The organism is Allobosea sp. 47.2.35, assembly GCF_024655635.1.
In the GTDB taxonomy this organism is placed as follows: Bacteria; Pseudomonadota; Alphaproteobacteria; order Rhizobiales; family Beijerinckiaceae; genus Allobosea.
In genome coordinates, this window is sequence record NZ_JANLGI010000003.1 from 1 (window position 1) to 18,759 (window position 18,759).

Annotated in this window: 29 protein-coding genes; 3 read left to right on the plus strand and 26 right to left on the minus strand. The window is 65.6% G+C overall.

Going from position 1 to position 18,759, the window contains the following annotated elements; translation table 11 throughout:
* Window positions 1–149 precede the first annotated feature (149 nt).
* Both crcB and NUV79_RS05015 read right to left on the minus strand, forming a co-directional pair.
* Entirely contained in the window at window positions 150–533 is a 384-nt protein-coding gene (gene crcB / locus NUV79_RS05010; protein WP_257732341.1) for a fluoride efflux transporter CrcB, read from the minus strand.
* A 117-nt stretch (window positions 534–650) separates the two neighbouring features.
* On the minus strand, window positions 651–1,286 hold the full coding sequence (locus tag NUV79_RS05015) for a TetR/AcrR family transcriptional regulator (RefSeq protein WP_257731989.1): 636 nt from the start codon (window positions 1,284–1,286) through the stop codon (window positions 651–653).
* Window positions 1,287–1,387: 101 nt separating this feature from the next.
* On the opposite strand from NUV79_RS05015, the gene NUV79_RS05020 reads away from it, so the two are divergent.
* Both NUV79_RS05020 and NUV79_RS05025 read left to right on the plus strand, forming a co-directional pair.
* On the plus strand, window positions 1,388–2,056 hold the full coding sequence (locus NUV79_RS05020) for a DUF998 domain-containing protein (protein WP_257731990.1): 669 nt from the start codon (window positions 1,388–1,390) through the stop codon (window positions 2,054–2,056).
* Between the two features lie 334 nt (window positions 2,057–2,390).
* The gene (locus tag NUV79_RS05025; protein ID WP_257731991.1) at window positions 2,391–2,588 is read left to right on the plus strand and encodes a hypothetical protein; all 198 of its coding nucleotides are present in this window, start codon (window positions 2,391–2,393) and stop codon (window positions 2,586–2,588) included.
* A 6-nt stretch (window positions 2,589–2,594) separates the two neighbouring features.
* Here NUV79_RS05025 and NUV79_RS05030 read toward each other — a convergent pair whose 3' ends face one another.
* The 3 genes from NUV79_RS05030 to NUV79_RS05040 are packed head-to-tail and all read right to left on the minus strand — an operon-like array spanning window position 2,595 to window position 5,517.
* Window positions 2,595–2,774 (minus strand): hypothetical protein, encoded by a 180-nt coding sequence (locus NUV79_RS05030; protein ID WP_257731992.1) that lies wholly within the window; start codon window positions 2,772–2,774, stop codon window positions 2,595–2,597.
* A gap of 2 nt (window positions 2,775–2,776) precedes the next feature.
* Window positions 2,777–4,084: a replication-associated recombination protein A gene (locus NUV79_RS05035; RefSeq protein ID WP_257731993.1), complete on the minus strand. Its 1,308-nt coding sequence runs from the start codon at window positions 4,082–4,084 to the stop codon at window positions 2,777–2,779.
* Window positions 4,081–5,517: a Do family serine endopeptidase gene (locus NUV79_RS05040; RefSeq protein ID WP_257731994.1), complete on the minus strand. Its 1,437-nt coding sequence runs from the start codon at window positions 5,515–5,517 to the stop codon at window positions 4,081–4,083. Before NUV79_RS05040 ends, NUV79_RS05035 begins: the two co-directional genes overlap by 4 nt.
* A 148-nt stretch (window positions 5,518–5,665) precedes the next feature.
* On the opposite strand from NUV79_RS05040, the gene NUV79_RS05045 reads away from it, so the two are divergent.
* Entirely contained in the window at window positions 5,666–6,085 is a 420-nt protein-coding gene (locus tag NUV79_RS05045) for a BLUF domain-containing protein (RefSeq protein ID WP_257731995.1), read from the plus strand.
* Between the two features lie 80 nt (window positions 6,086–6,165).
* Here the strand turns inward: NUV79_RS05045 and rplQ are convergent, their stop codons facing one another.
* From rplQ to rpsC, 21 genes are all read right to left on the minus strand, one after another.
* Entirely contained in the window at window positions 6,166–6,582 is a 417-nt protein-coding gene (gene rplQ / locus NUV79_RS05050) for a 50S ribosomal protein L17 (RefSeq protein WP_061967384.1), read from the minus strand.
* Between the two features lie 114 nt (window positions 6,583–6,696).
* Window positions 6,697–7,713, minus strand: a complete 1,017-nt coding sequence (locus NUV79_RS05055) for a DNA-directed RNA polymerase subunit alpha (RefSeq protein WP_257731996.1) — start codon at window positions 7,711–7,713, stop codon at window positions 6,697–6,699.
* A 94-nt stretch (window positions 7,714–7,807) separates the two neighbouring features.
* A complete protein-coding gene (gene rpsK, locus NUV79_RS05060; protein WP_043237079.1) occupies window positions 7,808–8,197 on the minus strand; it encodes a 30S ribosomal protein S11 in 390 nt (129 codons plus the stop codon).
* A gap of 115 nt (window positions 8,198–8,312) precedes the next feature.
* Window positions 8,313–8,681, minus strand: a complete 369-nt coding sequence (gene rpsM / locus NUV79_RS05065; RefSeq protein ID WP_257731997.1) for a 30S ribosomal protein S13 — start codon at window positions 8,679–8,681, stop codon at window positions 8,313–8,315.
* 348 nt (window positions 8,682–9,029) lie between these two features.
* Complete coding sequence (locus NUV79_RS05070; protein WP_257731998.1) at window positions 9,030–10,229, minus strand: ABC transporter substrate-binding protein; 1,200 nt, start codon at window positions 10,227–10,229, stop codon at window positions 9,030–9,032.
* Between the two features lie 239 nt (window positions 10,230–10,468).
* Complete coding sequence (locus tag NUV79_RS05075) at window positions 10,469–11,062, minus strand: adenylate kinase (RefSeq protein WP_257731999.1); 594 nt, start codon at window positions 11,060–11,062, stop codon at window positions 10,469–10,471.
* Window positions 11,063–12,400, minus strand: coding sequence for a preprotein translocase subunit SecY (gene secY / locus NUV79_RS05080; RefSeq protein WP_257732000.1), 1,338 nt, complete (start codon window positions 12,398–12,400; stop codon window positions 11,063–11,065).
* Window positions 12,401–12,555: 155 nt separating this feature from the next.
* The gene (rplO, locus tag NUV79_RS05085; protein ID WP_257732001.1) at window positions 12,556–13,035 is read right to left on the minus strand and encodes a 50S ribosomal protein L15; all 480 of its coding nucleotides are present in this window, start codon (window positions 13,033–13,035) and stop codon (window positions 12,556–12,558) included.
* 12 nt (window positions 13,036–13,047) lie between these two features.
* Entirely contained in the window at window positions 13,048–13,242 is a 195-nt protein-coding gene (gene rpmD, locus NUV79_RS05090; RefSeq protein ID WP_061967372.1) for a 50S ribosomal protein L30, read from the minus strand.
* A gap of 10 nt (window positions 13,243–13,252) precedes the next feature.
* Entirely contained in the window at window positions 13,253–13,816 is a 564-nt protein-coding gene (rpsE, locus tag NUV79_RS05095) for a 30S ribosomal protein S5 (RefSeq protein WP_047582054.1), read from the minus strand.
* Between the two features lie 144 nt (window positions 13,817–13,960).
* Window positions 13,961–14,323 (minus strand): 50S ribosomal protein L18, encoded by a 363-nt coding sequence (rplR, locus tag NUV79_RS05100; RefSeq protein ID WP_257732002.1) that lies wholly within the window; start codon window positions 14,321–14,323, stop codon window positions 13,961–13,963.
* Window positions 14,324–14,334: 11 nt separating this feature from the next.
* Window positions 14,335–14,868 (minus strand): 50S ribosomal protein L6, encoded by a 534-nt coding sequence (gene rplF / locus NUV79_RS05105; protein ID WP_257732003.1) that lies wholly within the window; start codon window positions 14,866–14,868, stop codon window positions 14,335–14,337.
* A 38-nt stretch (window positions 14,869–14,906) separates the two neighbouring features.
* A complete protein-coding gene (gene rpsH / locus NUV79_RS05110) occupies window positions 14,907–15,305 on the minus strand; it encodes a 30S ribosomal protein S8 (RefSeq protein ID WP_047582049.1) in 399 nt (132 codons plus the stop codon).
* Window positions 15,306–15,319: 14 nt separating this feature from the next.
* Window positions 15,320–15,625 carry a 30S ribosomal protein S14 gene (rpsN, locus tag NUV79_RS05115; RefSeq protein WP_199085556.1) on the minus strand — a complete coding sequence of 102 codons (306 nt, stop codon included), beginning with the start codon at window positions 15,623–15,625 and terminating at the stop codon, window positions 15,320–15,322.
* A 36-nt stretch (window positions 15,626–15,661) separates the two neighbouring features.
* On the minus strand, window positions 15,662–16,228 hold the full coding sequence (rplE, locus tag NUV79_RS05120) for a 50S ribosomal protein L5 (RefSeq protein WP_257732004.1): 567 nt from the start codon (window positions 16,226–16,228) through the stop codon (window positions 15,662–15,664).
* Entirely contained in the window at window positions 16,221–16,538 is a 318-nt protein-coding gene (gene rplX / locus NUV79_RS05125) for a 50S ribosomal protein L24 (RefSeq protein WP_047582043.1), read from the minus strand. Before rplX ends, rplE begins: the two co-directional genes overlap by 8 nt.
* Entirely contained in the window at window positions 16,538–16,906 is a 369-nt protein-coding gene (rplN, locus tag NUV79_RS05130) for a 50S ribosomal protein L14 (RefSeq protein ID WP_038365406.1), read from the minus strand. The genes rplX and rplN overlap by 1 nt, the downstream gene beginning before the upstream one ends.
* A gap of 209 nt (window positions 16,907–17,115) precedes the next feature.
* Window positions 17,116–17,358 (minus strand): 30S ribosomal protein S17, encoded by a 243-nt coding sequence (gene rpsQ, locus NUV79_RS05135; protein ID WP_199085553.1) that lies wholly within the window; start codon window positions 17,356–17,358, stop codon window positions 17,116–17,118.
* A 10-nt stretch (window positions 17,359–17,368) separates the two neighbouring features.
* Window positions 17,369–17,581, minus strand: coding sequence for a 50S ribosomal protein L29 (rpmC, locus tag NUV79_RS05140; RefSeq protein WP_047582036.1), 213 nt, complete (start codon window positions 17,579–17,581; stop codon window positions 17,369–17,371).
* A gap of 11 nt (window positions 17,582–17,592) precedes the next feature.
* Window positions 17,593–18,006 (minus strand): 50S ribosomal protein L16, encoded by a 414-nt coding sequence (gene rplP, locus NUV79_RS05145; RefSeq protein ID WP_112581124.1) that lies wholly within the window; start codon window positions 18,004–18,006, stop codon window positions 17,593–17,595.
* 18 nt (window positions 18,007–18,024) lie between these two features.
* Window positions 18,025–18,750, minus strand: a complete 726-nt coding sequence (gene rpsC / locus NUV79_RS05150) for a 30S ribosomal protein S3 (protein WP_047582032.1) — start codon at window positions 18,748–18,750, stop codon at window positions 18,025–18,027.
* Between the last annotated feature and the right edge of the window lie 9 nt (window positions 18,751–18,759).

Sequence of the window (18,759 nt, forward strand, 5' to 3'; positions counted from 1 at the left end):
GGCGCGGCGCCGGGCATCATGGCTCGGCCGCTTGCCGCGCGGAGCGCCGGCCGATGGCGGCTTGCCGCCACGAGGAGAGTTGCCCCTGCCCTTGCCGCCCACACCCTTGCCGCCAGCGCCCTTGCTGCCGGGGCCTTTGCCGCCCGTCTTCATGACATGCTCCGCATAACAGCAAGGCCACCGACCAGCGCCGCCAGCGACAGCACGACCGAGCCGATCACATAGGTGGCAGCCAGCATCGCCTCACCCCGCTCCCAGAGCAGGACGGCATCGAGCGAGAAGGCCGAAAAGGTGGTGAAGCCACCAAGAATTCCGGTCGCCAGGAAGAGACGCAGGTCCTGCGGCACGCCTTCGCCGGCGCGGAAGGCGAACCAGCCGGCGACCAGCCCCATCAGCGCCGAGCCGATGACGTTGATGGCCAGGGTACCATAGGGAAAGCCCATGCCGAACCAGCGCGGCGACACCACGTTGATGCCGTGGCGCAGGGCGCCGCCGATGCCGGCGCCTACAAAAACGAAAACGGTGGAGATCATCGCTGTGGAATAGAGCGCCATGCGGTCCCGCACAAACGAAATCCGCGACCTCGCATTGCCCCGACGATGCACGCGCGGCCATGGGGTAAGGTCATATTGGCAGTGGAGCCGCAGAGCTCACTGCGCCGCTTCGGTGCCATAGCCCCGCAGGAAGGCATCGACCGCAGCCTCGGCATAGCGGGCAAGCTCGGCCGGGTCGGTCTCGCAATTGCCGCTGAACATCGCACGGTTCAGCGGTATCCAGAGCACCAGGCCGGCGAAATGATCGGCGGCGAGCAGAGGATCGTCCATCCGCAGCCGGCCATTGGCGACATAGCGCTGGAAGGCGCCCGCCAGCGTCTGGAGCACCCGTCCGAAGCCACGGGCGAACCAGTCGCGTCCGACTTCGGGAAAACGCTCGGCATTGGCGATCACCAGGCGCCGCAGGCGCAGCAGATCGGGCTGTGTCAGCGCCGTCAGGAACTTGCCCGCCAGTAGGCCGAGCCCTTCCCTCGGATCGTCGGATGCGGACAGCGCGTCGGCCACCAGCCGTAGCAACGCATCGATATCGTCGATCGTCGCCGCGACGATCGCGGCATAGAGCTGCTCCTTGTCGGCGAAGTAGCGATAGAGCGTCGGCTTGGACACGCCGGCCAGCGCCGCCACCTCGTCCATCGTCGTGCCGTCATAGCCCTTGCTCAGGAACAGGCTCGTCGCCGCCTCGGTGACGGCGCCGCGCTTGCGTCCGGACCTGTCGAGGGTGACTTGCGACATGGCGGCTCTCCTTGGCGCTTGACAGCGAGAATGAAACTACACAGTGTAGTTATACTAAACCGTTCAGTTTCGTTCTAACCTACCCTCTCACGGAGAGCCAGATGAAAACCGCGCCTTCCCAGCCCGTCACAAGCCGCCTTCTCGCCTGCGGCGTCGCCTCGACCCCGTTTTTCTACGCCGCCGTTGCGGTTCAGCTCGTGCTCAGGCCGCATTACGATATCCGGACCCAGCCGCTCAGCTTCCTCGCAATCGGCGAATTCGGCTGGATCCAGGTCGCCAACTTCCTGGTGGCGGGAGCCCTGGCGCTTGCCGGCGCGGTCGGGCTGCGCCGGGCATTGCGCGGCCAGCGCGGCGGCGCATCCGGTCCCATCCTCGCCGGCCTCTACGGCATCGGCATGATCGGCGCCGGCCTGTTCGGTCCCGATCCGCTGCCTGTGCCGGGCCAGGCGCCGCAGATGAGCGTCACCGGCGCCTTTCATATGGTGGCGTTCCTGCTCTCGTTCCTGTCGCTGATCGCGGCCTGTTTCGTCTTCGCCCGGCGATTCGGTTCGGTCGGCAAGCGAGGCTGGGCGATCTACAGCATCGTCACGGCATTGCTCGCCCCGGCCCTCGTCGCGGCCGGCATGGCCACTCCGTCATGGGCCGGCGTGATCGTCGGTGGCGCCGGCATCGTTCTCTTCGGCTGGCTGTCTCTCGTCGCCTTCGAGATCCGCTCGGAAGGCTCTGCCTCACCTGCGCGTCTTGCGCCGCGCGCTCCCGTGGCGGCATGACGCAACCCTGATCCGCCCGCAGCGCTCGCAAAAGCCTGCGCAGCGGATGACATCGCTGTGGAACAGGGCGCAGCCTTCATCCGTATTGACGAAATCCGCCGCAATTGGCTGCGCTTCTGCCGCCGCCTCGCATCCACTATCGCGAGGCGGCCGAGGCGACAGCATGATCAGACGGAATGGACCTTCGACCCCGACGCGCCGGCCGCTGCTTCACGCCGCGGCCGCGCTTGTATTTCTGGGTATAGGCAGCGGGTTCGCGGGGGCGCAGCAGCCCCCTGCCCCGGATTGGCCGACGGAAAAATGCAACCGCTACAAAAAGGCTTACGAGCAGGCCTTGAATCGGCAAGGCAAGAAGGGAATCGGGCCGGAGTTCCTCGCCAGCCACGATGCCTTCCTCGCCGCGAACTGCCAGGCGCGCGCCGAAGTCTGCGCCCGCAGCAAGGAGGAGCTCGACCTCGCCAACCGGCTCGTCCTGATGGCGATGAACAGCGGAATGTCCGGCACCTTCCTGCCGTTCAACTGCCGCAGTTGAGAGCACTCAAGGCTGTCGGCGCCGCCGCAGCCAGGGATGCACATAGAGCTCGAAGGCGATGGTCAGCACGATGAAGACCAGCGCGATGGCGAAGGCGACGACCCAATAGGAGACATCGTCCTTCGAGACGAACCAGCCCGCGATCACCGAGGGCACGATCAGGAACAGGCGCGCGAACAAGAACATCCCTACTCTCCCCGCTCCTGCCGCAGCCGTTCCCAATAATCCAGCCGCTTGCGGATCTCGCGTTCGAAGCCGCGTTCCGGCGGGTCATAGAAGCGCTGCCGGCCGAGCGCATCCGGCCAGTAGTTCTGCCCGGAGAAGGCATCGGGCTGATCGTGATCATAGGCGTAGTTGGCGCCATAGCCCTCCTCGCGCATCAGCTTGGTTGGCGCGTTGAGGATGGTCTTGGGCGGCGTCAGGGATCCCCGCTCCTTTGCCACCCGCACAGCCGCCTTGTAGGCGGTATAGGCCGCGTTCGATTTCGGCGCGGTCGCCAGGTAGATCACGCAATTGGCCAGCGCGAGCTCGCCCTCCGGCGTGCCGAGCTGTTCATAGGTCTGCGCCGCCGCGCGGGCATGCAGCAGCGCCTGCGGATCGGCCAGCCCGATATCCTCCACCGCCATCCGCACCAGCCGCCGCGCCAGGAAGCGCGGGTCCTCGCCGGCATCGAGCATGCGCGCGAAATAGTAGAGCGCCGCGTCCGGATCGGAGCCGCGGATCGTCTTGTGCAGGGCGGAGATCAGGTTGTAGTGGCCGTCCTGCGCCTTGTCGTAGATCGGCGCGCGCCGCTGGATGACATCGGAGAGTCCGTGCTCGTCGAGGGTTTCGCCGGGCTTCGCCGCCCGCCAGATCTCCTCGGCCAGCGTCAGCACGGCGCGCCCGTCGCCATCGGCGAAACGCGCCAGCGCCAATCGCGCCTCCGGCGTCAGGGGCAGTTCACGCCCCTCCAGCACTTCGGCCCGGCCGAGCAGGAAGAGCAGCGAACCCTCGTCCAGCGACTTGAAGGTCAGCACCCGCGCCCGCGAGAGCAGCGCCGCATTGAGCGCGAAGGACGGGTTTTCGGTCGTCGCCCCGATCAGCGTGATCGTGCCGTCTTCCATGACGGGCAGGAAGGCGTCGAGCTGGGCGCGGTTGAAGCGATGGATCTCGTCGACGAAGAGCAGCGTGCCCCGGCCGCCCAGCCTTCGCCCGCGCGCCGCCTCGAACACCTTCTTGAGATCGGCGACGCCGGAGAAGATCGCGCTGATCTGCTCGAAACCGAGATCGACGAGCCCCGCCAGCAGCCGCGCCACCGTCGTCTTGCCGGTGCCGGGCGGGCCCCAGAAGATCAGGCTGCCGACCGTGCCGGAGGCGACAAGCCGCGTCAGCGCGCCGTCGGGCCCAGTCAGGTGCTCTTGCCCGGCGACCTCGGCCAGCGTCGTCGGCCGCAAGCGGTCGGCAAGGGGCCGCGGGCCGGACTTGTCCAGCCCCGAGGCTGCGAACAGGTCGCTCACCCCGGGAAGACCGAGGTGATCGTCTGGCCGTTGCGGATGATCGTCACCTCCCAGGCGCGCTTGCGATCCTTGAGGATCGCCTCGACCTCGCGGGAATTGGTCATCTGCTCGCCGTTCAGCGCCTTGATCATGTCGCCTTTCAGGAAGCCGACATTGGCGGCCGTGCTGCCCTCCTCGACCTCGCTGACGACGACGCCCTCGTTGCCGGTATCGACAGAAAGCTCCTCGGCCAACGCCGGCGACATGTTCCCGACGGTCAGGCCGGCCAGTGGCGAGCGGCTGGTCAGCTTCACCATGTCACGCGGCCGTGTCTCGGGCGCGGCGACGAGCTTCACCGGGATCGAGATGCGCTTGCCCGCGCGCAGGACGGTGAGCATCGTCGTGCCGCTGATCGGCCGGGTGGCGAAGCGGTAGCCGAAGGATTCGGGATCATCGACCGCGAAACCATCGACCGAGAGGATGACGTCCGAGCGCTTCAGGCCGGCCTGGTCCGCGGGGCCTTTCTCGACCACGCTGGCGACGACGGAGCCAGCCGGCCGGTCGAGCCCGAGCCCATCCGCGACATCGGCCGTCAGAACCTGTAGCCGCGCCCCGAACCAGGGGCGCTTCACCGTCTTGGCGCCGCTCCTGGCGCTCTCGACGACAAGGCGCACCATCGCCGAGGGAATGGCGAAGCCGATGCCGACGCTGCCGCCGGTGCGCGAATAGATCGCGGTGTTGATGCCGACGACACGGCCCTTCATGTCGATCAGCGCGCCGCCCGAATTGCCGGGATTGATCGCCGCGTCGGTCTGGATGAAGGACTGCGCGTCGCCGACACCGATCTGCGTGCGCGCCAGCGCCGAGACGATGCCCTGCGTCACCGTCTGGCCGACGCCGAAGGGATTGCCCATGGCGAGCACGATGTCGCCGACCTGGAGCTCGTCGGTATCGGCGAGCTCGATCGCGGTCAGGTTCTTGGCATCGGCGAGCTTGAGCACGGCGAGATCGGTGCGCGGATCGCGCAGCAGGATCGTGGCCTCGACCTCGCGCTTGTCGGCGAAGGCGACCTTCACCTCGCTCATGTTCTCGATGACGTGGTTGTTCGTGACCACGAGCCCGCCGCCGGCATCGACGATGACGCCGGAGCCGAGCGAGCGCTGCACCCGCTCGCGCGGCACGCCGAATCCGCCATCCCCGAAGAAGCGGCGGAAGAACGGATCGTCCATGAACGGGTTCTGCGGGCGCTTCTCGACGCGCGCGCCATAGACGTTCACGACCGCGGCCTGCGTCTGCTTGACCAGGGGCGCGAAGGAGAGCGTCACCTGCTCGCGCGTCTCGGGCACCTGGCGCTGCTGGGCGATAGCCGGCAGCGTCGCAGTGCCGACCAGCAGCGCACCCGCAAGGGACGCCATCGCCAGGGTCTTCCGGTATGCTGCGGGGCGGTTGATCATGCTCATCCTCGTTCAGAAACAAAAAGGCGCCGGCACGGAGTTTTCCGTTCAGGCGTGACACCCGCTATACCCATGCAAAGCCCTGCGGTTCCCGCAGCGGCATCTCCCACCTCGATATGGCCTCTCTAGGCCGGATAGGAAGAGTAGGGTGAGCCTGATTCGGCTTGTGTACGCCAGCGAGAGCCGGCTCGTCGACGCCAATCGCCGCGCGGAACTCGACAGCATCCTGGCGAGCGTCCGCCGCTTCAACGACCAGAACGGCATCACCGGCTTCCTGTTGGCCACGGACAACGCTTTCGCGCAGGTCCTGGAAGGATCGCGCGACAGCGTGATGGAAACCTATGGCCGGATCGTGGTGGACCCGCGTCACGCAGGCTTTCGACTGCTCGCCGAGAAACCCATCGCCGCCCGCTCCTTCCCCGGCTGGGCGATGGGCGTCGCCGAGCGCGACGAGACGACCAGCTTCATCTTCGGCCTCTATGGCATCTCGCCTGAAGCCGATCTCCACGCCCAGCCGCTGGAAACCCTCGTCGATCTCGCAGGCGAACTCGCCGGGCGGCCTGCCTGAGGCGACACCCGCCACCATCCAGTCAAAGAAAAAGGCGGCCCGCGAAGGCCGCCTTTTCCAATTCAGTCGGATGAAGCCGATCAGGCGGCTTCGTCTTCCGCCGTGAAGACCGGGCCGGAATCCTTGCCCTTGGCGTCGACATCGCGATCGACGAACTCGATGATCGCCATCGGGGCGTTGTCGCCGAAGCGGAAACCCGCCTTCATGATGCGGAGATAGCCGCCGTTGCGCTCCTTGTAGCGCGGGCCGAGGACCGCGAAGAGCTTACCGACCAGCTCGACATCCTTGATCTGCGCGATCGCCTGACGGCGGGCGTGCAGGTCGCCGCGCTTGCCCAGCGTGATGAGCTTCTCGACGACCGGACGCAGGTCCTTGGCCTTCGGCAGGGTCGTGGTGATCTGCTCGTGCTTGATCAGGGCCTGGGCCATGTTGGCGAACATCGCCTGGCGATGCTCGGCCGAGCGGTTGAAACGACGACCGCGGAAACCGTGACGCATTGTTTGGCTCCTTCGTTGCTTACGGCCGCCGTGCCACGGTACGGCCGTTCGTTATGCTCCGGCTCGGGTAAGCCGGGCGGGATTGGCGCGGGATGCCTCCCGCGCCGTTTGAACTCAGTAGTGCTCTTCGAAGCGCTTCGCGAGCTCTTCGATGTTCTCCGGCGGCCAGCCCTGGACGTCCATGCCCAGGTGCAGGCCCATGGTCGCCAGCACTTCCTTGATCTCGTTCAGCGACTTGCGACCGAAGTTCGGGGTGCGCAGCATCTCGCCCTCGGACTTCTGGATGAGGTCGCCGATATAGACGATGTTGTCGTTCTTGAGGCAGTTGGCCGAGCGGACCGAAAGCTCCAGCTCGTCGACCTTCTTGAGCAGCGCCGGGTTGAAGGGCAGCTGCGGCGCGGTCGAGACGGCCTCTTCCTTGCGCGGCTCCTCGAAGGTGATGAACACCGCGAGCTGGTCCTGCAGGATGCGGGCGGCGAGCGCCAGCGCGTCCTCGGGGGTGACCGAGCCGTTGGTCTCGATCGCCAGCGTCAGCGAGTCCTTGTCGAGGTTCTGGCCCTCGCGGGTGTTCTCGACGCGGTAGGAGACCTTCTTGACCGGCGAGTACAGGCTGTCGACCGGGATCAGGCCGATCGGCGCGTCCTCGGGACGGTTCTGCTCGGCCGGGACATAGCCCTTGCCGGTGTTGACCGTGAACTCCATGCGGATCTCGGCCCCGTCGTCCAGCGTGCAGAGCACGAGGTCGGGGTTCAGGATCGAGACGTCGCCGATGGTGTTGATGTCGCCGGCGGTGACGGTGCCCGGGCCGGACTTGCGAAGCGTCATGCGCTTCGGGCCCTCGCCCTGCATCTTGACCGCGACGGCCTTGATGTTGAGGACGATGTCGGTGACGTCCTCACGGACGCCCGGAATCGAGGAGAACTCGTGGAGGACGCCGTCGATCTGGACGGCGGTCACGGCCGCGCCCTGGAGCGACGACAGCAGCACGCGACGGAGCGCATTGCCGAGCGTCATGCCGAAGCCGCGCTCGAGCGGACGCGCAACCACAGTCGCCTGACGCTTCGGGTCGTCTCCGACCTTCACTTCGAGCTTGTTCGGCTTGGAAAGATCCTGCCAGTTCTTGCTGATCACGACCGCACTCCTGGTGCTGAATTCTTCTGGCGGCCACCGCCGCCCCGGACAGGCGCCCGCCCCTGCGGGCGCCTTGGGCTAACCAAGTCAGGCGTCAGACGCGACGGCGCTTGCGCGGACGGCAGCCATTGTGCGGGATCGGCGTCACGTCGCGGATCGAGGTCACGGTGAAGCCCGCGGCCTGGAGAGCGCGAAGAGCCGACTCGCGGCCCGAACCCGGACCGGTCACCTCGACCTCGAGGGTGCGCATGCCGTGCTCGGCAGCCTTGCGGGCGGCGTCCTCGGCGGCGACCTGGGCGGCGTAGGGGGTCGACTTGCGCGAGCCCTTGAAGCCCATCGTGCCGGCCGACGACCACGAGATCGTGTTGCCCTGCGCGTCGGTGATGGTGATCATGGTGTTGTTGAACGAGGCGTTCACATGCGCGACGCCGGAGACGATGTTCTTGCGTTCGCGACGACGGACGCGCTGGGCTTCCTTGGCCATATCTCTTCTTCCATCCTTCAGGCGCGCCCGTCATGCCAGGCGCTGGGGATGCCGGCGGCCCGTGAGCGGACCGGCCGGCGTATAGACAGCGGGCCGGATTACCGGCCCACCGAAATCACTTCTTCTTGCCGGCGATCGGCTTCGCCTTGCCCTTGCGGGTACGGGCGTTGGTGTGCGTGCGCTGGCCGCGGACCGGCAGCGAGCGGCGATGACGCAGGCCGCGATAGCAGCCGAGATCCATCAGGCGCTTGATGTTCATCGAGACTTCGCGGCGCAGATCGCCCTCGACGAGATAGTCGCGGTCGATCGTCTCGCGAATCTGCAGGACTTCGGCGTCGGTCAGCTGGTTGACGCGGCGCTCCGGCGCGATGCCGACCTTCTCGATGATCTCCTGGGCCTTGGCCGCGCCAATGCCGTGGATGTACTGCAGGCCGATGACGACGCGCTTGCCGGTGGGAATGTTGACGCCCGCGATACGAGCCATGGCCTCATCTCCATGTCGGCCGAAGCACCCGATGGCACCCCGGCGGTGGGAAAAATCCCGCGTCCGGTGGAGGCCGGCTCATGCAGGACGTTGAACGGCTCCACGCGATAATGCGACGTCGTCCCTTCTCGCGAAGGCAACGGCATCGCTCCCATGAAACCGGATGGCGGCTCGTTAACGGGTTGGGCGCAACGAGTCAACCCGTGCAACCAAGAAACATGCCAAGGCCGGTGAACCAGCCGAAGCGCTGCGAGGTCAAGGCGGTAGCCGCGATTGCTATATAAGGGCTCCGTCATTCCGGGCAAGCGGCGTGGCCGCGCCCGGAATGACGCGCTCACGGATGAACCCTTACTTCTTCACCAGGCTGCACTTGCTCTCCGAGAGCGGTGCGATGATCTCGGCCGCCGGGATCTTGCGGACGACCTTGAAGTAATCCCACGGCGCCTTCGAATCGGTGGGCTTCTTCACCTCGACCAGCAGCATGTCGTTCATCAGCCGGCCATCCTCGCGGACCTTCGCGCCCGGCGCGTAGAAATCCTCGACCGGCAGCTCCTTCATCTTCGCCGCGACCGCGGGGCCGGCGGCGGTGCCGGCGGCCTTCACGGCCTTGAGATAGTGCAGCACCGAGGAATAGACGCTGGCCTGGATCATGCCCGGCATCTTCTTGGTCCGCGCCATGTAGCGGTCGGCGAAGTCGCGGCTCGGCTTGTCGGCATCATGGTAATAGGCGGTGGTGGTTATCAGCCCCTTGGCCTTGTCGAGGCCGAGACCGTGGACGTCGCTCAGCACCACGACCATCGCCGCGAGCTTCTGGCCGCCATCGACCAGGCCGAACTCGCCGGCCTGCTTGATCGAGTTGATCGTGTCCGTACCCGCATTGGCGAAGGCGACGATCTTGGCTTTGGAGGCCTGCGCCTGCAGCAGGAACGAGGAGAAGTCGGGCGTCGAGAGCGGCGCGCGCACCGTGCCCAGCGTCTTGCCGCCATTGGCCTTCACGATCGACTCGATATCGGCGGTGAGCTGGTGGCCGAAGGCATAGTCGGCAGCAATGATATACCAGCTGTCGCCGCCCTCGCGCAGCACCGAAAGCGCCGTGCCCTTGGCCGAGGTCGCCGTGTCGAAGGTCCACATGAAGCCGGTCGGCGAACAATCCTCGTTGAAGAGGCGCGTCGTCGCCGGGCCGTTATAGAGCGCGATCTTCTGCTTTTCCTTGGCGATGCCGGCCACCCCCAGCGCGACGGCGGAGTTGGTCAGGTCCGCGATCGCGGTGACACCATCGACATCGTACCAGCGACGCGCCAGCCCCACGGCGATGTCCGGCTTGTTCTGATGGTCGCCCGAGACGATCTCGATCGGCTTGCCCAGCACCGAGCCGCCGAAATCCTCGATCGCGAGCTTCGCCGCCTCGACCGAGCCCAATCCTCCGAATTCGGCATAGTTGCCGGACTGGTCGTTGAGGATGCCGATCTTCACTGCGTCCTGCGCCCGCGCCGCCGCCGGCATCAACGCCAGCGTGCTCGCGACCAGCAATGCTCCAAACCTCGTCATGCGCCTGCTCCCTGTCCTGCAACCGGACCCGGAAAACCGCTTCGCCTTCCGGTCGACGGATGCTTGCCACCGCTTCGCGCGGATTGGGCTTCAGCACATCCGCCGTGGTTGAGCCTGTCAACGCACGGGCAGGCCGAGAAAAGGCAAAGGCATCAGCGCAAAAGCGCACCGCAGAAATGAAGAACCCGGCCGAACCGTAAGGTCCGCCCGGGTTCGAACTGGTTTCGCTGGAGAGCCGATCAGCCCTGAGCGGCGACCGAAAGCGCGTCCGCGATCGCCTGCGAGACATCGTCGATCGGCTGCATGCCGTCGATTGCCGTCAGTTGGCCACGCTTCTCGTAATAGGGCGCGACCACGGCCGTATCGCGGTTATAGGCTTCGAGCCGGGTCTTGAAGACCTCCGGGTCGTCGTCCTTGCGCACCGGCTGCCCGGCCGCCCTCGCCTCATCGGCGCGGCGGACGATGCGGTCGACGAGCTTGGTCTGGTCGACCCTGAGTTCGAGCACGGCGTCGAGCTTCAGCCCCTTCCCGTCCAGCATCCGGTCGAGCGCTTCGGCCTGCGCCAGCGTCCGCGGAAAGCCGTCGAGGATGAAGCCCTTCCTGGCATCCGCCTCTTCGATGCGGTCGGCGACGATGCCGATAACGATCTCGTCCGAGACCAGCCCGCCCGCATCCATCACGGCCTTGGCCTTCTGGCCGACCGGGGTGCCGGCGGCGACGGCCGCGCGCAGCATGTCGCCGGTCGAGAGTTGCGGAATGCCGTGCTTCGCGACAATGCGCGCCGCCTGAGTGCCCTTACCCGCCCCCGGCGGCCCCAGGAAAATCAACCGCATTTAGCGCCTCGCTCCTCGCAACTTGGCCTTCTTGACCAGCCCTTCGTACTGATGGGCCAGCAGGTGCCCGTGAACTTGCGCCACGGTGTCCATCGTCGTCGTCACCACGATGAGCAGCGAGGTGCCGCCCAGCAGGATGATCGGAATCTGAGCATAGGTGATCATGAACTCGGGGATAAGGCAGACAATCGTCAAATATCCTGCGCCGAGAACGGTGATGCGCGTGAGGATGCGGTCGATATGCTCGGCGGTCCGCTCGCCCGGACGGATGCCCGGCATGAAGCCGCCATGCTTCTTGAGGTTGTCTGCCGTCTCGACCGGGTTGAACACGATCGCGGTGTAGAAGAAGCAGAAGAAGATGATCAGCGCCGCGTAGAGGATCATGAACAGCGGCCGGCCATGGGCCAGATAGGTCGCCATGGTCGACAGGAAGCCGGTGCCGCCCGAGGCCTGCTGGAAGCTCGCGACGGTCGTCGGCAGCAGCAGCAGCGACGAGGCGAAGATCGGCGGGATGACGCCGGCGGTGTTGAGCTTCAGCGGCAGGAACGAGGTCTGGCCCTCATACATGCGGTTGCCGACCTGGCGCTTCGGATAGTTGATCAGCAGGCGGCGCTGGGCGCGCTCCATGAACACGCAGAAGGCGATGACGCAGATAGCCATCACCAGCACGCCGAGCAGCAGGCCGGTCGAGATCGCGCCCTGGCGGCCGAGCTCGAAGGTCTGGGCGAGCTGCGAGGGGAATTCGGCGATGATGCCCGCGAAGATGATCATCGAGGTGCCGTTGCCGATGCCGCGGCTGGTGATCTGCTCACCGAGCCAGAGCAGGAACATCGTGCCGCCGACGAGCGTGATCGTGGTCGAGAGCAGGAAGAACGGCCCGGGCTGCAGCACGAGGTTGCCCGAGCCCTGCAGGCCGACGCCGATCGCATAGGCCTGGAACACGGCCAGCACGAGGGTCAGGTAGCGGGTGTACTGGTTCAGGGTCTTGCGGCCCTGCTCGCCTTCCTTCTTCAGCGCCTCGAAGCTCGGCACCACGCTGGAGAGCAGCTGCACGATGATCGAGGCCGAGATGTAGGGCATGATCGCAAGCGCGAAGATCGCAAGACGTCCGACCGCGCCGCCAGAGAACATGTTGAACATGCCGAGCATGCCGGACTGGGTCTGGCGGAAGAGATCAGCCACCGCATCCGGATTCATTCCGGGCAGCGGGATATAGGTGCCGAGCCGGTAGATGACGAGCGCGCCCAGCGTGAACCAGATTCGCTTCTTGAGTTCATCCGCCTTGGCGAAAGCCCCGAAATTGAGGTTCGCCGCAAGCTGTTCAGCCGCCGATGCCATGCGTCCGGTCCCTGGGTCTCAAACTGGTCGTTGAAGCACATCGCTCAACGCACGCGAGGTGCTGTCTGCGGATTCGTGCCTTGCGTCAAACAGTCAAACGGCGGCCAAGGCGCTGGGCCCGGCCGCCGTTCGCAAACGTCATGTAGGCGTTCGGATCACGCCTGTGAAGCGGCAGCCGCCAGGATCTTGACCGAACCGCCAGCCTTCTCGATCGCAGCGACGGCCGACTTGGACGCGCCCGCGACTTCGAAAGCAAGCTTGGTCTTGAGCTCGCCGACGCCGAGGATCTTGACGCCGTCCTTGGCCTGGCGGGTGATGACACCGGCGGCGACGAGCGCCTCGATGGTCACGGTGCCCTTGGCGTCGAGCTTGCCGGCTTCCACCGCCTGCTGAATCCGGCCGAGGTTCACCTCGTTCAAATCCTTGGCGAAGAGGTTGTTGAAGCCGCGCTTCGGCAGGCGACGATACAGCGGCATCTGGCCGCCTTCGAAGCCCTTGATGGCGACGCCGGCGCGCGAGGTCTGACCCTTCACGCCGCGACCACCGGTCTTGCCCTTGCCGGAGCCAATGCCACGGCCGACGCGGATGCGCTGCTTCAGAGCGCCTTCGTTGTCACGGATTTCATTGAGTTTCATGTGTCGCCCTCCTCACTTCGCGTCGACGACGCGGACGAGGTGCTTGACCTTCTCGACCATGCCACGCACCGCGGGGGTGTCCTGGAGGGTCGAGCGGCGGCGGATCTTGTTCAGGCCGAGACCGATGAGGGTCTGGCGCTGGGTGGCCTCGCGGCGGATCGGCGAACCGATCTGCTCGATGGTGAAGGTCTTCTCAGCCTTTGCCATGATGTCCCCCTCACGCTTCCGCGGCCGCATCCGTGCCGGCATCGCGGCGACGGGTCTGCAGGGCCGAAACCTTGAGCGAGCGACGAGCCGCGACCGAGCGCGGGCTGTCCTCGTTCTTCAGCGCGTCGAAGGTGGCGCGCACGAGGTTGTACGGGTTGGAGGAGCCGAGCGACTTCGACACGACGTCCTGCATGCCGACCGCCTCGAAGACGGCGCGCATCGGGCCGCCGGCGATGATGCCGGTACCGGCCGGAGCCGCGCGCAGCACGACCTTGCCGGCGCCGTGGCGGCCCTGCACGTCGTGATGGAGGGTCCGGCCCTCGCGCAGCGGGATGCGGACGAGACCGCGCTTGGCGGCTTCAGTTGCCTTGCGGATCGCCTCGGGAACTTCACGGGCCTTGCCGTGGCCGAAGCCGACGCGGCCCTTCTGGTCGCCGACGACGACGAGCGCGGCGAAGCCGAAGCGACGACCACCCTTCACCACCTTGGCGACGCGGTTGATGTGGACGAGCTTGTCCACGAATTCGGAAACTTCCGTTTCCCGATCTTTACGCTCACGCGGCTCTCTAGCCATGTGTCTGTCCTCTTACTTGCGCGGACGAGGATCGAAGCCCCGCCGCTCGCTCGAGCCTAACCCCGTGCGTCATTGCGCGGGGAAGCTTGTAAACAGGCATCGCCCGGCCGGCGCTGAACGCTGGCCGGGCGAAACCCGATAACCTCAGAAGCTGAGGCCGCCCTCGCGGGCCGCTTCGGCCAGCGCCTTGACGCGGCCATGGTACATGTACGGGCCGCGGTCGAAGACCACTTCCGTCACACCGGCCTTGACCGCGCGCTCGGCGACGATCTTGCCGATCTGGCCGGCGGCCTCGACATTCGCGCCGGACTTGATCTGCTCGCGCACATCCTTGTCCCGCGACGAAGCGGAAGCGAGGGTGACCCCGTTCACGTCGTCGATGACCTGGGCGTAGATCTGCTTGCCGGTGCGGTGCACCGACAGGCGCGGGCGACCATTGGCTACGGCCTTGATCGCGCGGCGGACGCGGGCCTTGCGGCGCGCAGTCACATCGTTCTGCTTGCTCATGGCTGGCGTCCTTACTTCTTCTTGCCTTCCTTGCGGAAGATGAATTCGCCGGCGTACTTGACGCCCTTGCCCTTGTAGGGCTCGGGGCCACGATAGTCGCGGATTTCCGCGGCGGTCTGGCCGACGACCTGCTTGTCGATGCCGCTGACGACGATTTCCGTCGGCTTCGGCGTCACGATCGCGACACCGGCCGGGATTTCGTAGTCGATGTCGTGGCTGTAGCCGAGCGACAGCTTCAGCACCTTGCCAGCGACGGCGGCCTTGTAGCCGACGCCGTTGATCTCGAGGCGCTTCTCGAAGCCGGCGGTGGTGCCGATCACGAGGTTGTTGATGCGGGCGCGCGAGGTGCCCCAGAGCGCACGGGCGCGCTTCGACTGCGAACGCGGCTGCACCGCGATCGCGCCGTTCTCCATGGCGACCGAGACGTCCTCGGGAACCTCGAAGGAGAGCTCGCCCTTGGAGCCCTTGATCTTGACGAGCTGGCCGGTGACCGAGGCGGTGACGCCCGCGGGAACCGAAACCGGCTTCTTACCGATACGAGACATTTGGATTTCTCCTGAAAATGAGCGGGGCGCCTGTAAGGTCAGAAGACCTTGCAGAGCACTTCGCCGCCCACGTTCTGCTCGCGGGCCACATGATCGGCCATCACGCCACGCGGGGTCGAGACGATCGTCACGCCAAGGCCATCGGCCACGCGCGGCATGGTCTCGACCGACGAGTAAACGCGGCGGCCGGGCTTCGAAACACGCGAGATCGACCGGATGACCGGCTGGCCCTCGTGATACTTCAGCTCGATGTCGAACTCCGTCCGGCCATTGCCGAACTCGGTCTGGCTGTAGCCGCGGATGTAGCCCTCGGACTGCAGCACGTCGAGCACGCGGGCGCGCAGCTTCGAGCCAGGGGTGGAAACGCGGGACTTGCGACGCATCTGCGCATTGCGGATGCGGGTCAGCATATCGCCGAGCGGATCAATGATTGCCATTGTTCCAGTCCTCCTTACCAGCTCGACTTCACGAGGCCGGGAACCAGCCCCTTGTTACCGAGCTCACGCAGCGCGACACGCGACATCTTGAGCTTGCGATAGAACGCGCGCGGACGACCCGTCACTTCGCAGCGGTTGCGAATGCGAATCTTGGCCGAGTTGCGCGGCAGTTCGGCCAGCTTCAGGCGGGCGAGGAAACGCTCGTCCATGGGCTGGTTGTCGTCATTGGCGATCGCGAGAAGGCGAGCCCGGCGGCCGGCGAATTTCTTCACCAGCTTCCTGCGGCGCTCGTTGTTCTCGACGGAGCTTTTCTTAGCCATCGATCTCTCCTGGTTTCCGCGTATGAACGCTTAGGTTCACTGCCGGAACGGGAAGTTGAAGTGCTTGAGCAGAGCGCGTGCCTCGTCGTCCGACTTCGCAGTCGTGCAGACGATCACGTCCATGCCCCAGACCTGGTCGACCTTGTCGTAGTTGATCTCGGGGAACACGATGTGCTCCTTGATCCCGAGCGCGAAATTGCCGCGCCCGTCGAACGACTTGGGGTTGAGGCCCCGGAAGTCGCGCACGCGGGGCAAAGCGATGGTGACGAGCCGGTCGACGAACTCGAACATCTTGGTCTTGCGCAGCGTGACCTTGCAGCCAACCGCCATGTTCTCGCGCAGCTTGAAGCCGGCGATGGCGAGGCGGGACTTGGTGATGACCGGCTTCTGGCCAGCGATCATGGCGAGGTCGCCGGCAGCGTTGTCGACCTTCTTGCGGTCGGCAGTCGCTTCACCAACGCCCATGTTGATGACGATCTTCTCGATCGCCGGCACTTCCATGACGTTCTTGTAGCCGAATTCGGCGATCATCGCGGGACGAACGACGTCCTCGTAATGCTTCTTCATGCGCGGCGAGAGCGCCGCCTGCTGAGCCTCAGCCATCGATCAGATCCCCCGAACGCTTGGCGAAACGAACCTTGCGGCCGTCATCGAGCACCTTGAAACCGACGCGGGTCGCCTTGCCGTCCTTGGGATCGGCGATGGCGATGTTCGACAGGTCGATCGTCGCTTCCTTGCTGATGATGCCGCCCTCGGACTGCGGGGACTGCTTCGTGTGGCGCTTCACCAGGTTGACGCCACGAACGACGGCGCGGCCGTCCTTCGGCAGAACCTGGAGCACCTCACCCGCCTTGCCCTTGTCGCGGCCGGCGAGCACGACGACCTTGTCGCCCTTCTTGATCTTCGCAGCCATCACAGCACCTCCGGCGCCAGCGAGATGATCTTCATGTGGTTCTTGGCGCGCAGCTCGCGCGGAACCGGTCCGAAGATACGCGTGCCGACCGGCTCCTTCTGGTTGTTGATCAGCACGGCCGCATTGCGGTCGAAGCGGATCACCGAACCGTCCTGGCGCTTGACGTCCTTGGCGGTGCGAACGACGACCGCCTTCATGACGTCGCCCTTCTTCACGCGACCGCGCGGAATGGCTTCCTTGATCGAAACGACGATGATGTCGCCAATACGGGCATAGCGCCGCTTCGACCCGCCGAGAACCTTGATGCACATCACGCGACGCGCGCCGGAATTGTCGGCGACGTCGAGATTCGTCTGCACCTGGATCATGGCCTTGATCCTTCCAATCTGTGTATCAGCGCGGTTTCCCGGACCGCATCAGCGCCGCCCGGGACTACGACTGACGGGGGTCGATCGCCCCCTGGCCTCAAACAAAACACGATGCGCAAAAGTGGTTTCCACCTTTGCGGAGAAACATGTCCGGCTTCTTTCCTGCCCCGCCCTGCCCCTGATTCGGGGCCGGGCGAAGCCGTCTCGAATCACGCCTTGGGGGCGTCCTCGAGCACAACCCAGCTTTTCAGCTTGGAAATCGGCTTGGACTCCTCGATCCAAACCGTGTCGCCGACCTTGAACGAACCCGCCTCGTCATGGGCGTGATAGTTCTTCGTACGGCGCACCGTCTTCTTGAGGAGCGGGTGCGTATAACGCCGCTCGACCTTAACCACAACAGTTTTGTTCTGCTTGTCGCTGACGACGACGCCCTGCAGTACGCGCTTAGGCATTATTCTCTCCTCACGCGCTCGCCGCGACGGTCTTCGACCGCTGCAGCGTCTTGATGCGGGCGATGTCCTTGCGCACTTCGGTGACGCGCGCGGTGTTCTCGAGCTGCCCGGTGGCCTTCTGGAAGCGCAGGTTGAACTGCTCCTTCTTGAGCTTGAGGAGCTCGTCCTGGAGCTGGTCCGTGCTCATGGCCTTCAGGTCGGACTGACGCTGAGTGATTTTCATGTCGGCCTCCCTTACTCGGCGATGCGCTGGATGAAGCGGGTCTTGATCGGCAGCTTGGCGGCACCGAGACGGAGCGCCTCGCGGGCGATCTCCTCGGACACGCCGTCGAGCTCGAACATGATCCGGCCCGGCTTGACCTTGGCCGCCCAGAACTCGGGCGAACCCTTGCCCTTACCCATGCGGACTTCGGTCGGCTTCTTGGAAACCGGCACGTCGGGGAACACGCGGATCCAGACACGGCCCACGCGCTTCATGGCGCGGGTGATCGCGCGGCGAGCCGCCTCGATCTGCCGGGCGGTGACGCGCTCGGGCTCCTGGGCCTTCAGGCCGAACTGGCCGAAGTTGAGGTCCGTGCCGCCCTTGGCGACGCCGGAGATGCGTCCCTTGAACTGCTTGCGGAACTTGGTGCGTTTTGGTTGCAGCATGGCTCTTCTCGATCAGCCTTACGCAGCCTGCTCGCGACGATCGCGATGGTCGCGATCACGACCGCCGGAGCGGCCGCCCTCGTCGGAGAGGCGCTTGTCCTGGGCCATCGGGTCGTGTTCGAGGATCTCGCCCTTGAAGATCCAGACCTTGATGCCGCACGTCCCGTAGGTCGTGAAAGCGGTGGCGACGCCGTAATCGACGTCGGCGCGCAGCGTATGCAGCGGCACGCGGCCCTCACGGTACCATTCGAGGCGGGCGATCTCGGCGCCGCCGAGACGGCCCGAGCAGTTGATGCGGATGCCTTCGGCGCCCAGACGCATCGCCGACTGCACGGCGCGCTTCATGGCGCGACGGAAGGCGACGCGGCGCTCGAGCTGCTGGGCGATCGAGTCGGCGACGAGCGTCGCGTCGATCTCGGGCTTGCGCACCTCGACGATGTTGATCGTCACGTCGGCCTTGGTGAGCTTCGAGACTTCCTTGCGGAGCTTCTCGATGTCGGCACCCTTCTTGCCGATCACCACGCCCGGACGAGCCGAGTGGATGGTGACGCGGCACTTCTTGTGCGGACGCTCGATGATGATCTTCGAGACGGCGGCCTGCTTCAGCAGCTTCATGAGCGCGGCACGGATGGCCATGTCTTCATGCAGCAGCTTGCCGTACTCGCCCTTGTTGGCGAACCAACGCGAGTCCCAGGTACGGTTGATGCCGAGGCGAAGGCCGATCGGATTGATTTTCTGACCCATCGTTCTCTC

Excerpts from the sequence above, each read along its gene's own strand:
- crcB (WP_257732341.1), bottom strand. The coding sequence starts at position 533 with ATGATCTCCACCGTTTTCGTTTTTGTAGGCGCCGGCATCGGCGGCGCC.
- rplF (WP_257732003.1), bottom strand. The coding sequence starts at position 14,868 with ATGTCTCGTATCGGTAAGAAGCCGGTTTCGGTTCCCGCGGGCGTCACC.
- NUV79_RS05020 (WP_257731990.1), top strand. The coding sequence starts at position 1,388 with ATGAAAACCGCGCCTTCCCAGCCCGTCACAAGCCGCCTTCTCGCCTGC.
- rpmC (WP_047582036.1), bottom strand. The coding sequence starts at position 17,581 with ATGAAAATCACTCAGCGTCAGTCCGACCTGAAGGCCATGAGCACGGAC.
- NUV79_RS05030 (WP_257731992.1), bottom strand. The coding sequence starts at position 2,774 with ATGTTCTTGTTCGCGCGCCTGTTCCTGATCGTGCCCTCGGTGATCGCG.
- NUV79_RS05015 (WP_257731989.1), bottom strand. The coding sequence starts at position 1,286 with ATGTCGCAAGTCACCCTCGACAGGTCCGGACGCAAGCGCGGCGCCGTC.
- rpsE (WP_047582054.1), bottom strand. The coding sequence starts at position 13,816 with ATGGCTAGAGAGCCGCGTGAGCGTAAAGATCGGGAAACGGAAGTTTCC.
- rplX (WP_047582043.1), bottom strand. The coding sequence starts at position 16,538 with ATGGCTGCGAAGATCAAGAAGGGCGACAAGGTCGTCGTGCTCGCCGGC.
- rpmD (WP_061967372.1), bottom strand. The coding sequence starts at position 13,242 with ATGGCAAAGGCTGAGAAGACCTTCACCATCGAGCAGATCGGTTCGCCG.
- secY (WP_257732000.1), bottom strand. The coding sequence starts at position 12,400 with ATGGCATCGGCGGCTGAACAGCTTGCGGCGAACCTCAATTTCGGGGCT.
- rplR (WP_257732002.1), bottom strand. The coding sequence starts at position 14,323 with ATGAGCAAGCAGAACGATGTGACTGCGCGCCGCAAGGCCCGCGTCCGC.
- rplN (WP_038365406.1), bottom strand. The coding sequence starts at position 16,906 with ATGATCCAGGTGCAGACGAATCTCGACGTCGCCGACAATTCCGGCGCG.
- rpsN (WP_199085556.1), bottom strand. The coding sequence starts at position 15,625 with ATGGCTAAGAAAAGCTCCGTCGAGAACAACGAGCGCCGCAGGAAGCTG.
- rpsM (WP_257731997.1), bottom strand. The coding sequence starts at position 8,681 with ATGGCTCGTATCGCGGGCGTCAACATTCCCACCGGCAAGCGCGTCGTC.
- rplQ (WP_061967384.1), bottom strand. The coding sequence starts at position 6,582 with ATGCGTCACGGTTTCCGCGGTCGTCGTTTCAACCGCTCGGCCGAGCAT.
- NUV79_RS05075 (WP_257731999.1), bottom strand. The coding sequence starts at position 11,062 with ATGCGGTTGATTTTCCTGGGGCCGCCGGGGGCGGGTAAGGGCACTCAG.
- NUV79_RS05070 (WP_257731998.1), bottom strand. The coding sequence starts at position 10,229 with ATGACGAGGTTTGGAGCATTGCTGGTCGCGAGCACGCTGGCGTTGATG.
- rpsH (WP_047582049.1), bottom strand. The coding sequence starts at position 15,305 with ATGGCAATCATTGATCCGCTCGGCGATATGCTGACCCGCATCCGCAAT.
- rpsK (WP_043237079.1), bottom strand. The coding sequence starts at position 8,197 with ATGGCCAAGGAAGCCCAGCGCGTCCGTCGTCGCGAACGCAAGAACATC.
- rpsC (WP_047582032.1), bottom strand. The coding sequence starts at position 18,750 with ATGGGTCAGAAAATCAATCCGATCGGCCTTCGCCTCGGCATCAACCGT.
- rpsQ (WP_199085553.1), bottom strand. The coding sequence starts at position 17,358 with ATGCCTAAGCGCGTACTGCAGGGCGTCGTCGTCAGCGACAAGCAGAAC.
- rplP (WP_112581124.1), bottom strand. The coding sequence starts at position 18,006 with ATGCTGCAACCAAAACGCACCAAGTTCCGCAAGCAGTTCAAGGGACGC.
- NUV79_RS05040 (WP_257731994.1), bottom strand. The coding sequence starts at position 5,517 with ATGATCAACCGCCCCGCAGCATACCGGAAGACCCTGGCGATGGCGTCC.
- rplE (WP_257732004.1), bottom strand. The coding sequence starts at position 16,228 with ATGGCTGAGGCTCAGCAGGCGGCGCTCTCGCCGCGCATGAAGAAGCAT.
- rplO (WP_257732001.1), bottom strand. The coding sequence starts at position 13,035 with ATGAAACTCAATGAAATCCGTGACAACGAAGGCGCTCTGAAGCAGCGC.